Genomic DNA, 13164 nt, shown 5'->3' with positions numbered 1-13164 from the left:
GATGACAAAATAGCATTCACGAGCCCAAAGCAGCCGAGATCAGCGGCGCCAGGCAACCCCGGCTACCAAGCTCCCCTAAAGACAGCAAATTGCGGCGGCTCTGTCCGCGCCTGAGCGCTGCGGTGGGATAGAGGCGATGTGATACAACTCGACACAATGCCTTCCACCCTGATTGATGAGCTGCGGACCGTAGCCAATGGCGTGCGCACCCTGTACGGTGACGACGGCGCCACGGCGGGGCGCATGCGGTTCGAACATTTGACTGCGGTGGTTCGCCTCACCCCGGTGGCCATGGCCGCCAATGTGGGCAACGCCAGCCTGTTGCTATGGGCTTTCCATGGGCAGTGGACGGTAGGGCTGGTGGCCTGGTGGTGTGTGATGGTGATCATGGCGTCGATGGCAACGTGGCGGTGGCTCACGTTCCGGCGCAAGCCGCTGGCGGTTGTCTCGTGCAGGGGTATCCACCGGGCCACCTTGCATGCAGCGCTGCTGGCAGCCAACTGGGCGGTGTTGCCCATCGCCTGGTTTGCGGACGCCAGCCACGGCCAGCAACTGGCCATTGCCACGCTGTTCACCGGCATGATGGGCGCGGGCACCTTTGTGCTCGGGGCTTTGCCCCTGGCCAGCCTGGCCTACGTGCTGCTGTTTGCAGCCTCGTCGCTGATTGCGCTGCTCATGACCCACGACCCCATCATGGCGGGCGTGGCCGTTCTTGTGGGCCTGTACGCAGTGATGGTGTATGTGGGCGGCATGTCGTACTGGCGCAAGGCAACGGCACTGATGCTCTCGCAGGGCGAAGCGGTACGCCACGAACAGATGCTGGAGGTGATGCTGCGCGACTTTGAGCAGAACGCCACCGATGCCCTGTGGGAAACCGACCGCCAGGGCCATTTGCGCCACCCATCCCCGCGCCTGGTCAAGCTCATGCGCACCAGCGCCGAGCAGCTGGTCACGCTGTCGCTGGAGCAATGGCTGCACCAGCACTGCACCCAGGGGGCGCAGGAGGTGGCGGGCGCATTGCGCAAGGGCCTGCCGTTTCACAGCCTCATGGTCACGCTGGAGCACGAGGGGCATCGCCACCACCTGGCCTTCAACGGCAAGCCGCTTTTCGACGAACTGGGCCAGCCAGGCGGCTGGCGGGGCGTACTGGCCGACCGGACGACCGTGGTGCGCGCACAGGATCAATTGCACCGCCTGGCGCATACCGATTCGCTCACCCAGCTGGCCAACCGCTTTGCGCTGCACACGGCCATTGCCGAACAGCTGCACGCTGGGTCACACGGTGGCGCGCTGCTGTTGCTCGATCTGGACCACTTCAAGGCCGTCAACGACAGCTTCGGCCATTCGACCGGAGATGCATTGCTGTCGGGCGTGGCTGCGCGCCTGCGCCAGCATGCCCCTGAGGGCAGCCTGGTGGCTCGGCTCGGTGGGGACGAATTTGCCGTGCTGCTGCGGCCCGCCACAGACGCGGCGGTACAGGGCGACGCACCGGAGAGCGATGCGGAGCAGCTGGCGGCCTCGCTGGTCAGCGCACTGGGGCGGCCGTACCTCACAGGCGAGCGGCGCCTACGCATCGGCGCCAGCATCGGCGTGGCCCACATGGACGACGAGGTGACCAGCGTGGACGAGCTGCTAGTGCGCGCTGACATTGCGCTGTACGAAGCCAAGGGCCAGGGCCGCGGGCGCGCCGCGGGCTACACGTCCGCCCTGCGCCAGCGTACCCAGCGCCGCGCCACCATCGAGGAAGGACTTCGGCAGGCGGTGCAGCAGGACCAGCTATCACTGCACTGGCAGCCGAAGGTGGACCTGGCGACCTGGAAGGTGAACGGCGCCGAGGCGCTGATGCGCTGGGACCACCCCGAGATGGGGCGCGTGAGCCCCGGAGAGTTCATCCCGGTGGCCGAACAGGGCGGCCTGATCGAGCTCATTGGACTGTGGGGCCTGCGCCATGCCTGCGAATGCGCCCAGCGCCAGTTGCCCGGCATTGTGGTGGCCGTCAATGTGTCGGCAGTGCAACTGGCGGACCCACAGTTCGTGCAGCTGGTGCAGTCGGTGCTGGAATCCACGGGCCTGCCGGCTCACCGGCTGGAGCTGGAGATCACCGAATCGATCTTCATCGAGGACACGGCAGCAGCGCTGCAGCAACTGCACGCGCTGCACGCCATCGGGGTGCGCATTGCATTGGACGACTTCGGCACGGGCTATTCGTCGCTGAGTTATCTGTGCCAGTTTCCCTTCAGCACCCTCAAGATCGATCGCAGCTTCGTCGAGGAAGCCATGATTCGCCCTGAAGCACTGGCCGTGGTGCACGGCATCGCCCAGCTGGCGCGGTCACTGGGAATGAAGACCGTCTGCGAAGGCATCGAAACGCCGGAGCAGCTTGCCATGGTGATTGGTGCCCGCATTGACGAGGCACAGGGCTATTTGCTCTCTGCGCCGCGCCCGCTGGAGCACTTCAGAAGCTTTACCGAAGGCTGGGATACCAACCTTGCGCCGCTCGAATTTCTGCCCCCCCTTGCGGCGGGCAAATCCGCTACACCTGCGCCAGGGCGGTAGCTACGCCGCACCGCGGACGGGCACACGGGCGCTGCGCAGCCCGTTTGCCGCCGATGTCCGCCCACCGGCCAATCTTTGCCTGGCCGAGAACAGCCTTCGCTGCCTTCAGCCCGTGTTGCGCAGCCCCGCCGCAATCCCGTTGATCGAGATGTGGATACCGGTCTGCACGCGCTCATCGCCCTGCCCCGCGCGCCAGCGGCGCACCAGCTCCACCTGCAGGTGGTGCAGCGGGTCGATGTACGGAAAGCGGTGCTTGATGGACCGCGCCAGTGCCGCGTTATGCGCCAGGCGCTGCTTGTCGCCCGTGATGCGGGTCAGGGCCTCGGCAGTGCGGTGCCACTCGGCCTCGATGGCGGTGAACACCTTCTTGCGCAGACGTGCATCGGTCACCAGCTCACTGTAGCGCGAGGCCAGGGCCAGGTCGCTCTTGGCCAGCACCATGTCCATGTTGGACAGCAGCGTGCCAAAGAACGGCCACTGGCGGTACATCTTCTGCAGCAGCGCCATCTGGGCCTTGGGGTCCTTGCCTTCTGCGTTCACAAACGCGTCCACCGCCGAACCAAAGCCGAACCAGCCGGGCAGCGTGAGGCGGCACTGACCCCAGCTGAAGCCCCATGGAATGGCACGCAGATCCTCGATCTTCTGGCTGGCCTTGCGGCTGGCGGGGCGCGAGCCGATGTTCAGCTCGGCAATCTCGCGGATGGGCGTGGAGTTGAAGAAGTAGTCGGTGAAGCCTGGGGTCTCGTACACCAGCGCCCGGTAGCTGGCCATGCTGGCCAGGGAGAGCTGCGCGGCCGCGTCCAGAAACGCCTTGGTCGCGGGCTTGGTCGGCTGCAGCAGCGTGGCCTCCAGCGTAGCGGCCACCAGGGTTTCGAGGTTGCGGCGGCCGATCTCGGGGTTGGCATATTTGGACGCAATGACCTCGCCCTGCTCGGTCAGGCGGATCTGCCCGCGCACCGTGCCCGGAGGCTGGGCCAGAATGGCCTGGTAGCTGGGGCCGCCGCCCCGGCCCACCGTGCCGCCGCGGCCATGGAACATGCGCAGCTGGATGCCATGGCTGGTGGCAAGCTGGTCGAACAGTTCCACCAGTGCGATCTCGGCGCGGTACAGCTCCCAGTTGCTGGTGAAAATGCCGCCGTCCTTGTTGCTGTCGCTGTAGCCCAGCATGATGTCCTGCTCGCCGCCGCTGCGCTGCACCAGGGCTGCAATGCCCGGCAGCGCATAGAACTCGCGCATGATCGGCGCGGCATTGCGCAGGTCTTCGATGGTCTCGAACAGCGGTACCACGATGAGGTGGTTTCTGGATTCGGCATCCAGCGTGCCGCTCATCAGGCCCACTTCCTTTTGCAGCAGCAGCACCTCCAGCAGGTCGCTCACCGTTTCGGTGTGGCTGATGATGTAGTGACGGATGGCCTCGTGCCCGAAGCGCTCGCGCATCACGCGGGCCGTCTCGAAGATCGCAAGTTCGCCTTGCGCATGCGCGCTGTAGTCGGCGCCCACCACGCGCAGCGGCCGGGCATCGTTGAGCAGGCCCATCAGCAACTTGCGCTTGGCGTCTTCCGTCAGGGCTGCGTAGTGCGCTTCGATGCGCGCAGTGGCCAGCAGTTCGGCCACCACTTCCTCGTGCTTGTCGGAGCTCTGGCGCAGGTCCACGGTGGCCAGGTGAAAGCCGAACACCTGCACCGCGCGGATCAGCGGGTGCAGCCGCTCGGCCGCCAGCGATTCGCCGTGGTGAGACTTGAGTGAGGCCTCAATGACGCGCAGGTCGGCCAGGAATTCGTCGGCGCTGATATAAGGGTTTTGCGGTGCCACGGCATGGCGCGCGGCATCACCACCGGTCAGCTGCTTGAGCGATGCGGCCAGGCGCGCGTAAATGCCCGTCAGGGCGCGTCGGTAGGGCTCGTCCAGGCGGTGCTCGCTCTGGTCGGGCGAGCGTTCGGCCAGCGCTTCCATCTCGGCCGACACCTGCATCAGCCGGGCCGACAGCGACAGCTCGCCGCCCAGGTAATGCACTTCCGTCAGGTAGTGCCGCAGCGCCACCTCGGCCTGACGGCTCAGGGCGTACTGCAGGGTCTGCGCCGTCACATTGGGGTTGCCGTCGCGGTCGCCGCCAATCCACTGGCCCATGCGCAGAAAACTGTGTACCGGATACTGGCCCAGCTCGCTTTCCAGGTCGGCATAGATCTTGGGGATCTCGCGCAAGAACGTGGCTTCGTAGTAAGACAACGCGTTTTCGATCTCGTCTGCCACCGTGAGCTTGCTGTAGCGCAGCAGGCGGGTCTGCCACAGCTGTGCCACGCGGGCACGCAACTGGGCCTCGTTGGCGGCCAGCTCGCGCGGGGTAAGGGCATCCTTGGCGGTGTTGTAAAGCTGTGCCCGCACACGGATGTCGTCGCGTGCGGCGAGGAGCCGTGCGATGTCGCGCTCGGCATCCAGAATGCTCTTGCGCTGCACTTCGGTGGGGTGGGCGGTCAGCACCGGGGCCACGTAGCTGCTCGCCAGCGTCTGCGAAATCGTCTTGGGCGCAATGCCGGCCCAGCGCAGACGCGACAGCGCCACTTCGATGCTGCCCTCCTGCGTGTCGCCCGCGCGCTCGTGCACGGCGCGGCGGCGGATGTGGTGGCGGTCTTCGGCCAGGTTGGCCAGGTGACTGAAATAGGTGAAGGCTCGGATCACGCTCACCGTCTGGTCGCCCGACAAGGCCTTGAGCAGCTTCTTGAGCGCGCGGTCGGCTTCCTGGTCGGCATCGCGGCGGAAAGCCACGGACAGCTTGCGCACCTGCTCGACCAGCTCATACGCGGCCACGCCCTCCTGGTCGCGGATCACGTCCCCCAGAATGCGCCCGAGCAGGCGGATATCATCAATCAGGGGCTGGTCCTTGTCGGATCGTTTCATCGGGTTGTCTCCGGGATGGATGGGGGGCCCGGCGCCGCCAGCCCCCGTTTTCCGGGCGCACCGGCCCCAGTGCGGGCGGATGCTAGCATCGCCCGCCGCCGAATAATTACAAACAGGTTACGAACTTGAACCCCAACAACGACGCCCCCCCCATCGTCATTGCCACGCGCGAAAGCCGCCTGGCCATGTGGCAGGCCGAGCATGTGCAGGCGCTGCTGCAAGCACGCGGCCACACCGTGCAGCTGCTGGGCATGACGACCAAGGGTGACCAGATCCTGGACCGCTCGCTCTCCAAGGTGGGCGGTAAGGGCCTGTTCGTGAAAGAGCTGGAAACCGCGCTGGAAGAAGGCCGCGCCCACATCGCCGTGCACTCCCTCAAGGATGTGCCGATGGAGCTGCCCCCCGGCTTTGCCCTGGCCTGCGTGATGGAGCGCGAAGACCCGCGCGATGCCTTCGTCTCGCCTGCCTACGCCAGCATCGACGCGCTGCCCCAGGGGGCGGTGGTGGGCACCTCCAGCCTGCGCCGTCAGGTGCTGCTACAGGCACTGCGGCCCGACCTGCGCATCGAGCCGTTGCGCGGCAACCTGGACACCCGCCTGCGCAAGCTCGACGAAGGGCAGTACGACGCCATCGTGCTGGCAGCCGCGGGCCTCAAGCGCCTGGGGCTGGAGTCCCGCATTCGCGCCACGTTCGAGCCTGCCCAAATGCTGCCGGCTGCGGGCCAGGGCGCGCTGGGCATTGAAGTGCGCAGCGACCGGCAGGACCTTGTCGACGCGCTGGCGCCGCTGGCCGACCAGACCACCTGGCTCACGGTGGCGGCCGAACGTGCCGTGAGCCGCGCCATGGGCGGCAGCTGCTCGATGCCGCTGGCGGCCCACGGCACTTTTACCTCCGGCACGCTGCAGCTCGATGCTGCGTGGGGCGACACCGATGGCCGCCTGCCGCTGGTACGCGCCCACGCCAGCGCCCCCGTGGCCACACTGGCACAGGCCGAGGCGCTGGGCCTGGCCATTGCACAGCGCCTGCGCGAAGGCGGCGCGCGCGGTGCAGAGCACGCTGCGCCACAGGCTTAGGCGGCGCCGTGCCCCTTCCACCGCGCGTGATCGTCACGCGGCCCGCCCGCGAAGCTGCGCATTGGGTGCATGGGCTGGCCGGCCACGGCATCGCCGCCGTGGCGCTGCCGCTGATTGCCATTGGCCCCTGTACCGCCCCTGATGCCATCGAAGCGCTGGAGGCGGCGCGCGCCAGGGCTGGCAGCTACCGGGCATGGATGTTCGTCAGCAGCAACGCCGTAACGCACTTTTTCGAGTCAAGAAGCGCTCAAGCCCAATCACAATCACCCCTCACAGCTATCAAATCAAGAGCATGGGCCCCAGGGCCGGGAACGGCCCGGGCACTGGCAGAGGCGGGCGTGCCCGCCGCGCTCATCGACGGCCCGGCGCCGGATGCGCCGCAGTTCGATTCCGAAGCGCTGTGGCAGCAGGTGGGCCCGCAGCTGGCGCCGGGCGACCGCGTGCTGATCGTGCGCGGCCACTCGGGCGGCGTGCACGACGTGCAGCAGGGCACCGGCCGCGACTGGCTGGCCCGCCAGATTGAAAGCGCCGGCGCCAGTGTGGATTTTGTGGTGGCATACCAACGCGGCGCGCCGATATTCGATGCGCAGCAAACCGCGCTGGCGCAGCAGGCCGCCCACGACGGATCGCTGTGGTTGCTCAGCAGTTCAGAAGCCGTGGCCCATCTCGCAGAGGCGTTACCGGGGCAAAGCTGGGCAGACGCCCGTGCGCTGGTCACGCACCCGCGCATCGCGCAGGCGGCACGTGCCGCCGGTTTTGGTCGCGTGGACGAATGCCGTCCGTCATTGGAGGACGTGGTGGCGTCGATAGAATCGGCCGCATGAGTTCCGTGCCGCCCATTGCTTCGCCTTCATCGCCCCCCGCCCCTGTGGCGGCCCCGGCAGATGCGGCCATGCAGGCGGCGTTGCCCACGGCCCCACGCGGCAATGCCCTGCAGTGGATTCTGGCGGCCATGGCGGCCGCGGCGCTCGTCAGCACCGGCCTGCTATGGCAAAAGCTCAGTGGCATCCAGGAACAGCTGGCACGGCAGTCGGCCGACTCCGGCGCGCTGGCCATCGAGGCCCGCACCATGGCCCGCCAGGCTGAAGACCTGGTGCGTGAGACGGCGGCCCGCCTGTCGGTGGCCGAAGCCCGCGTGAGCGAGGTCGCCCTGCAGCGCAGCCAGCTCGAAGAACTGATGCAGAGCCTGTCGCGCTCGCGCGACGAAAACCTGGTGGTCGATATCGAGTCGGGCATCCGGCTGGCGCAGCAGCAAACCCAGCTCACGGGCAGCCTCGAACCGTTGGTGGCGGCCCTCAAGTCGGCCAACCTGCGCATCGAGCGCGCCGCGCAGCCCCGGCTCGCGCCCGTGCAGCGCGCCATCGGCCGCGACCTGGATCGCCTGACCCGCGCCGCCGTCACCGACACCGCAGGCCTGCTGGCCCGGCTGGATGACCTGGTGCGCCAGGTGGATGAACTGCCCGTGCAAAACGCCGTGGCCCAGGCCGCAGCCACCCGCCGACTGGGCGCCGGGCCGGCCACAACGCCTGCTGCATCTTCGGCAACGCCACAAGACACCACCGCCTGGTGGCAAACCGCCCTGCAGCGCAGCTGGGAAGTGGTGCGCGACGAGGCCCGTGGCCTGGTCCGCGTGAGCCGCATCGACCAGCCCGAGGCCATCCTGCTGGCGCCAGAGCAGGCGTTTTTCCTGCGCGAAAACCTCAAGCTCAAGTTGCTGAACGCACGGCTGGGGGTGCTGGCCCGCCAGTACGACTCGGCCCGGGCCGACCTGACGGCGGCCACCGCGGCACTGAACAAGTATTTCGACCCGGCCTCGCGCCGCACGCAAGCCGCGGCCAGCACGCTGCAGGCCGCGCAGGCCAGCATGAAGGTGGCCGAGCTGCCGCGCCTGGACGAAACACTGGCGGCGCTGGCAACCGCCGCTGCAGGACGATGATGAGCCGCCAGGAGTCGCTCCGCGCCTTCCCAGCAAGGGGGACGGCGCCCTTGCTGTGGGGCCGTCCTTGCCCGGTGTTCCTGGCCTGCGCTGCGGCTGTTCCGATGGTCGCGGGCGCACCCTGCGCGATGGGCGACCACTGACATGCGCGCAGCACTCTGGCTTCTGGCGTTGTTTGGCGTGGCCGTGGCCGCTGCGCTGTTTGCGGGCAACAACCAGGGCACCGTCACGCTCTACTGGCCGCCCTACCGCATCGACCTGTCGCTCAACATGGTGGTGCTGTTGCTGGTCGGCAGCTTTGTCACCCTGTACGCGGCGCTGCGCGCCCTGGCCGCGCTGCTGGAACTGCCCCGGCAAGCCCGGCGCTGGCGCCTGCAGCAAAAGGAACGCGCCATGCACGCATCGCTGCTCGATGCCCTCACCCACATGCTGGGCGGGCGCTTCATCCGTTCGCGCAAGGCCGCGGCGGCCGCGCTGGCACAAGAGCACGCGCTGGCCGCCGCCAACGAACCGGTGCCCCATGCGCGCCAGCTGCGCGCCCTCTCGCACATGATTGCCGCTGAGGCCTCGCACGCGCTGCAGGACCGCGCCACGCGCGAATCGCACCTGCGCGATGCCCTGCAGGAATCGCCCCTGCGCGGCACGGTGATGGAGCAGGAACTGCGCGAAGGTGCGCAGATGCGGGCCGCCCGCTGGTCGCTGGACGACCGCGATGCCAGCGCTGCCCTTGACCGCCTGGCCGAGCTGCCCCAGGGCGCCGCGCGCCGCACGCTGGCACTGCGCATCAAGCTCAAGGCCACGCGCCTGGCGCACCAGACGCGCGAGGCACTCGACACGGCCCGCCTGCTGGGCAAACACCGGGCGTTTTCGCCCAGCGCGGCGCAGAGCATCGTGCGCGGCCTGGCCACCGAACTCATCAACAGCGCACACGACACGGCCCAGCTGCAGCAGATCTGGCAGTCGCTGGAATCCTCGGAACGCCAGATGCCCGAGATCGCCATCCACGCCGCCCAGCGCCTGGCGCTGCTGGGGGGTGAAAGCGCGCAGGTGCGCAGCTGGCTGCTGCCCGTGTGGGAGCGGCTGGTGAACACGCCCGATGCGCTGGCCGAGCAGCACGCCCTGAAGCTGGTGCGTGCGCTGGAGGCGGGCCTGGGTGCCATCGATGCCCCGTGGCTGGCCCGCATCGAAGCAGCCCAGCAGGCCAACCCGCGCGACGCACGCCTGCAGTACCTGGCGGGCATGGCGTGCCTCAAGCGCCAGCTGTGGGGCAAGGCGCAACAGCTGCTCACGCAGTCGGCCCAGCAACTGGCCGACACGGGCCTGCGTGCCAGCGCCTGGCGCCATCTGGCCGAACTCGCCGAGCAGCGCGGCGACGCAGCTGCCGCTGCCGCTGCCTGGAAGATGGCAGCCCTGGGCCAGTAGCCTAAAGGCCTCACCGGGAACCAGGCCGCGGCGCTTGCGGCTCCGCAGTCACTGCCAGCGGGGCTAACAGGACAGCTGGGCATGCCCCGAATCGCGCCCGGCACCGACACAGGCTTCCGACCTCCTGTTGCCCCATCGAACGAGCCTTGTCCCGCACGTCGCGCTTCCACGGCGGGAACATTACGTTACTTTGTTGATCCACCCCACTTCAATTCAGTTTTTTTGAATCGAAGCATCAATACGTATGAAACGCCGGTGGGCAAGCCGTTCCTACACTGCCCTCAATCCAGCCCGCCCCGCGGAACCTGCCACGGCCAGCCCACGGTGCGATGCAAGCACCCCGCCTTCCACTGTCAATCCGTCCCATGACCCTTGCCGTCAACCCTTCTGCCGACAAAAGCGCCCGCTATACCGGCACTGCCATCCTGCTGCACTGGGTGCTGGGCCTGGCCATCCTCGGGCTGCTGGGCGTGGGCATTTACATGACGGGGCTGCCGTTTTCGCCGCAGCGGCTCAAGCTGTACAACTGGCACAAGTGGGCCGGGGTCACGCTGCTGGCCCTGTCCGCGCTGCGCCTGCTGTGGCGGCTCACGCACCGGCCACCTCCACTGCCTGACCGCATTGCCCGCACCATGCCCGGCTGGCAGAAGCTGGCGCACCACGGCACCCACTTTGCGCTGTACGCGCTGTTTTTTGCGGTGCCGCTGATCGGCTGGGCCTACAGCTCGGCGGCCGGCTTCCCCATCGTGTTCCTGGGGCTCTGGCAATTGCCTGATTTTGTGCCTGTGAGCAAAGAGCTGGCAGACGCGATCAAGCCCTGGCACCAATACACGGCCTTTGCCCTGGGCGGCCTGGTGCTGCTGCATGTGGCGGCAGCGCTCAAGCACCAATGGGTGGACCGCGATGGTCTCCTCCAGCGCATGTTGCCGGGCAGGCGTAGCTGAACGCAACCCGCACTTTGCGCGCACCACCTCATCCAACCATGGCGCTGCACCCCGCGCCCTCATTCCTGCGCCTTCGGAGTTAGAACCATGCAAGCCTTGACCCTCATCGCCCGCCTGTCTGTGGCCAGCGCCCTCCTGCTGGGCAGCCACGTTGCCCTGGCCCAGCAGCAGCTGGTGCCCGCCCAGAGCGAGGTTCAGTTCACCGCCCGCCAGATGGGCGTGCCGCTGGATGGCCATTTCAAGAAGTTCAGTGCCCAGGTGGCGTTTGACCCGGCCAAGCTGGCCACCAGCAAGATCACTTTCACCGTGGATACCGGCAGCGCCACGCTGGGCTCGCGCGAGACCGATGCCGAGCTGCCCAAGCCCACCTGGTTCAACGTGCCCAAGTTCCCTCAGGCCACGTTCGAATCGACCAGCATCAAGGCGCTCGGTGGCGGCAAGTTTGAAGTGGCGGGCAAGCTCACCATCAAGGGCAACGCGCAAAACGTGGTCGCCCCCGTCACGCTCACGCAAAGCGGCACGGTGACCACCGCTGCCGGCTCGCTGCCCATCAAGCGCCTGGCTTTCAAGATTGGCGAGAACGAGTGGGCCGACACCTCGATGGTGGCCGACGACGTGCTCGTGAAGTTCAAGCTGGCGCTGACGGGTGTGGGGAAGATTTGATACTCCCCCTGAGTCGCTTCGCGCCTTCCCCCTCTCTCGCGTTGCTTTGCAATGCGGGAGGGGGACACTCCCAGCGCGGCGGGGCGGCCCTTGCGCGGGAGCACTGGCCTCGGCCGCGCCCAGTTCCAGCGTGAGCCAGCAGCTCAATCCGTGTTCGTGTTTTTTGTATTCATCAACGTCCCTTTACCTTCAGGAGTTTTAACCATGCGCAAGTCCCTGTTCTCCCTGCTCGCCGTGGCTGCCGCCACCGCCATGACCGCTGGCGCCGCCCAGGCCGCACCGTATGCCATCGACCCCACGCACACGTTCGTGACGTTCGAGATCAGCCACTTTGGCGCCTCCACCAACCGCGGCCGTTTCGACAAGAAGCAGGGCACCGTGGACTTTGACCGCGCTGCCAAGACCGGCAAGGTGGACATCACCATCGACACCACGTCGGTCAACACCGGTACACCCGCTTTTGACAAGCACCTGCAAAGCGCCGACCTGTTCGACACCGCCAAGCACCCCACCATCAAGTTCGTATCCGACAAGTTCACGTTCAGCGGCGACAAGGTCAGCGAAGTGACCGGCCAGCTCACGCTGCTGGGCAAGACCGGCCCCGTCACGCTCAAGTCCACGCAGTTCGCCTGCTACGACAGCCCCATGCTCAAGCGCGAAGTGTGCGGTGGCGACTTTGAAACCACCATCGACCGCACCCAGTGGGGCATGAACTACGGCGTGGAATGGGGCTTCCCCAAGAACGTGCGCCTGGTGATCCAGATCGAAGCCGTCAAGCAGTAAACGCGGCGCACGCCCGGCAGATGCCGGGCGCCAACGCGAAAGCCACCGCGGCGGAAACGCCCGGTGGCTTTTTTCGTGGGGGGATTGCTCCGGACAATGCTGCAAACCCGTGGCGCGACCACACAATGTGGCATTAAATTAACTTAACGTAAATCAATTACGAATAGTAGAATCAGGCCATTATTCGATGGAGACCTGCATGACCCCCGTTGCCAAGCCAGACCTCGCCACCCTGCCCGCACCTGCCGCCATCCAGCAGCTGCACCACTATGCCTACAAGGCCCGCGATGCGGAAGAGACGCGGCAGTTCTACGAAGACATCCTGGGCCTGCCGCTGTACCACATCATCCAGAGCGACTATGTGCCCAGCACCGGCGAATACTGCCCCTACACGCACTTCTTCTTTCGCCTGAAAGACGGCTCGTTCATCGCCTTCTTTGACCTGGGCGATGACGTGAAGGCCGAGCCCTCGCCCAACACGCCGCTGTGGGTCAACCACATCTCATTTCGCGTCGATACGGTGGAAGAGCTGCAAAACACCAAGGCGCGCCTGGAAGCCCACGGCATTGAAGTGCTGGGCGTTACCGACCACCACATCTTCAAGAGCATCTACTTCTTCGACCCCAACGGCATCCGCCTGGAGCTGACCGCGCAGCTGGCCAACGAAGAGCAGATGGCCAAGGACAGCACGGTGGCCCACGACCGCCTGAACGAGTGGACAGCCCGCAAGGAACAGTGGCGCAAGGAGCGCGCCGAAGGCAAGGTGGCCGAGCCCCTGAAGCCCCAGCAAAACGATCGGCCGGAGTTTGTGCGGGCCTAAACGCCATCCCAACGGGTGCAGCGGCACTTTTCAGGTCAAAACGGCCTGTAGCGCTTGATTCATATGCACCCA

The 13164-nt window shown here is 66.9% G+C and carries 10 protein-coding genes; 9 read left to right on the top strand and 1 reads right to left on the bottom strand.

Annotated features, from left to right (window positions below):
- Positions 1–156 precede the first annotated feature (156 nt).
- On the top strand, positions 157–2556 hold the full coding sequence (locus ACTPOI_RS16175) for a putative bifunctional diguanylate cyclase/phosphodiesterase (RefSeq protein ID WP_440110601.1): 2400 nt from the start codon (positions 157–159) through the stop codon (positions 2554–2556).
- 105 nt (positions 2557–2661) lie between these two features.
- On the opposite strand, the gene ppc is transcribed toward ACTPOI_RS16175, so the two are convergent.
- On the bottom strand, positions 2662–5451 hold the full coding sequence (gene ppc / locus ACTPOI_RS16170) for a phosphoenolpyruvate carboxylase (protein ID WP_440110599.1): 2790 nt from the start codon (positions 5449–5451) through the stop codon (positions 2662–2664).
- 125 nt (positions 5452–5576) lie between these two features.
- Here ppc and hemC point away from each other — a divergent pair, with 125 nt between their 5' ends.
- The 8 genes from hemC (at position 5577) to ACTPOI_RS16130 (ending at position 13092) form a co-directional block, all read left to right on the top strand.
- Complete coding sequence (gene hemC / locus ACTPOI_RS16165; protein ID WP_440110597.1) at positions 5577–6524, top strand: hydroxymethylbilane synthase; 948 nt, start codon at positions 5577–5579, stop codon at positions 6522–6524.
- An 8-nt stretch (positions 6525–6532) separates the two neighbouring features.
- Complete coding sequence (locus tag ACTPOI_RS16160) at positions 6533–7348, top strand: uroporphyrinogen-III synthase (protein ID WP_440110595.1); 816 nt, start codon at positions 6533–6535, stop codon at positions 7346–7348.
- Positions 7345–8460, top strand: coding sequence for a uroporphyrinogen-III C-methyltransferase (locus tag ACTPOI_RS16155; protein WP_440110593.1), 1116 nt, complete (start codon positions 7345–7347; stop codon positions 8458–8460). Before ACTPOI_RS16160 ends, ACTPOI_RS16155 begins: the two co-directional genes overlap by 4 nt.
- A 144-nt stretch (positions 8461–8604) precedes the next feature.
- Positions 8605–9882, top strand: coding sequence for a heme biosynthesis HemY N-terminal domain-containing protein (locus tag ACTPOI_RS16150; protein ID WP_440110591.1), 1278 nt, complete (start codon positions 8605–8607; stop codon positions 9880–9882).
- Between the two features lie 365 nt (positions 9883–10247).
- Complete coding sequence (locus ACTPOI_RS16145) at positions 10248–10826, top strand: cytochrome b (protein ID WP_440110589.1); 579 nt, start codon at positions 10248–10250, stop codon at positions 10824–10826.
- A gap of 87 nt (positions 10827–10913) precedes the next feature.
- A complete protein-coding gene (locus tag ACTPOI_RS16140) occupies positions 10914–11489 on the top strand; it encodes a YceI family protein (RefSeq protein ID WP_440110587.1) in 576 nt (191 codons plus the stop codon).
- Between the two features lie 204 nt (positions 11490–11693).
- Positions 11694–12272 (top strand): YceI family protein, encoded by a 579-nt coding sequence (locus ACTPOI_RS16135; protein WP_440110585.1) that lies wholly within the window; start codon positions 11694–11696, stop codon positions 12270–12272.
- Positions 12273–12471: 199 nt separating this feature from the next.
- Positions 12472–13092, top strand: coding sequence for a VOC family protein (locus ACTPOI_RS16130; protein WP_440110583.1), 621 nt, complete (start codon positions 12472–12474; stop codon positions 13090–13092).
- The last annotated feature ends 72 nt before the right edge of the window (positions 13093–13164 follow it).

It is taken from the genome of Acidovorax sp. BL-A-41-H1 (assembly GCF_051942715.1).
Note: the sequence above shows the minus strand (reverse complement) of the source record. Positions and strands in the feature narration are given on the sequence as shown.